Genomic DNA, 1,240 nt, shown 5'->3' on the forward strand with positions numbered 1-1,240 from the left:
CTCATGAGATTATCCGGTGCGAAGATGTTGGAAAGTCATTTGCGCGAGCAACACCGTCAGTTCTTCCCGCCACAGCGACGCCGGCGCAAGCTCGACCGGCAGCGGCGCCCGCGAAGTCGAACGCGCCGAGGCGGCGCCCGCCGCGCAATCCTCGGCCGACTCGGCCCAACGCCTCATCCACCCGCCAACCCCGTAATGACGCATCAAATACATACCCAGCGGCGGCGGCGCCAAAACGTCCGCCCCGCCGCCGGTCGCCTGTTCGCGCAACACCTCGTAGCGCCGCCGCCACAGTTCGGGATCGCGGCAAATCGCCTTCACCGCCCGGTCCTCCCCTGACTGCGCCGCCCCCTTTTTGCCCTGCCGGACTGGAGAGCTTTTTCGATCGTGCGCGGATGCATAACGACCTTGTGCCGCTTGCCCAACCTTCGAGCCAGTTCCTCGGCCTTCAGGCCAGGCTGCTTCGTCCGCAAATCCTCGAGGGTGCGCCGCACCTCGGCGGTGAGTTTGTGCGCCGCCTTCGGCCCGCGCTTGCCCGGCAAGAGCCCCTCCATGCCCCGCTGCCAGAAATCCGTCCGCGCCTGATAAACGGTCGGACGCGACAAGCCATACTCGCGGGCCGCCCTCGCCACGGAATAGCCATCCGTTTCGAGCGCCCGCAACGCCTCGTATTTGAGCTGCACCAAGTCGTGTGGATCGAAGAAATCGGCCCCGGCAAACAGCGGATGGCGCACCTCGCCGGCCCGCGGATTGAACGTACCGGAACCCTCCAGAGCCCGGCGTTTGTTCAGTGATTCGGAATCGTCGTTCATAAGTGTAAATGTAATTATGCCGTATTAATGGCCGGACCAGTTATGCTCGTCAAGGAATATTTGCCATTTAACAAAGTATTTTCGGACCATTTAGCCTATCCTTTCCTCTTTAAGAGCGATATTGCGGCAAATTTACCCTTACACATCCGGCGTATTTTCCTTTACACTCTTACTCGAAAGATCACCGATTAAATCGGCCAATCGCAGCAGGTCCACGGTTCGGCCAATAGCCCGCCCATCCGCCTGTTCGACGAACGGGTCCCTCCCCCCGGCGTCTGTCCAAGACGCTGGCAAATAAGCCTGGCAGCCGGTATCTGTGACGTAATAGACCCGCCACTGCCCCCAACGTCGGCGCAGATCGATTCGTTCGAACCGCCGTCCGCACCACGGATGAAACGGGTGAGTAACGGTAAAATATTGTTTTGGAC

3 protein-coding genes are annotated in these 1,240 nt (G+C 60.4%); all 3 read right to left on the minus strand.

From position 1 onward, the window contains the following. Positions 1–9: 9 nt before the first annotated feature. Entirely contained in the window at positions 10–321 is a 312-nt protein-coding gene (locus tag WD767_06245; GenBank protein MEX2615676.1) for a hypothetical protein, read from the minus strand. Continuing rightward, positions 318–812, minus strand: a complete 495-nt coding sequence (locus tag WD767_06250) for a helix-turn-helix domain-containing protein (GenBank protein ID MEX2615677.1) — start codon at positions 810–812, stop codon at positions 318–320. The genes WD767_06245 and WD767_06250 overlap by 4 nt, the downstream gene beginning before the upstream one ends. 138 nt (positions 813–950) lie before the next feature. Beyond that, a partial coding sequence (locus WD767_06255; protein ID MEX2615678.1) for a DUF5372 family protein occupies positions 951–1,240 on the minus strand: 290 nt, incomplete at its 5' end.

The sequence above is a fragment of the Alphaproteobacteria bacterium genome (assembly GCA_040905865.1).
In the GTDB taxonomy this organism is placed as follows: Bacteria; Pseudomonadota; Alphaproteobacteria; order UBA8366.

What these genes read in the sequence shown, in the direction of transcription:
- WD767_06250 (MEX2615677.1), bottom strand. Translation starts at nt 812, where the DNA reads ATGAACGACGATTCCGAATCACTGAACAAACGCCGGGCTCTGGAGGGT.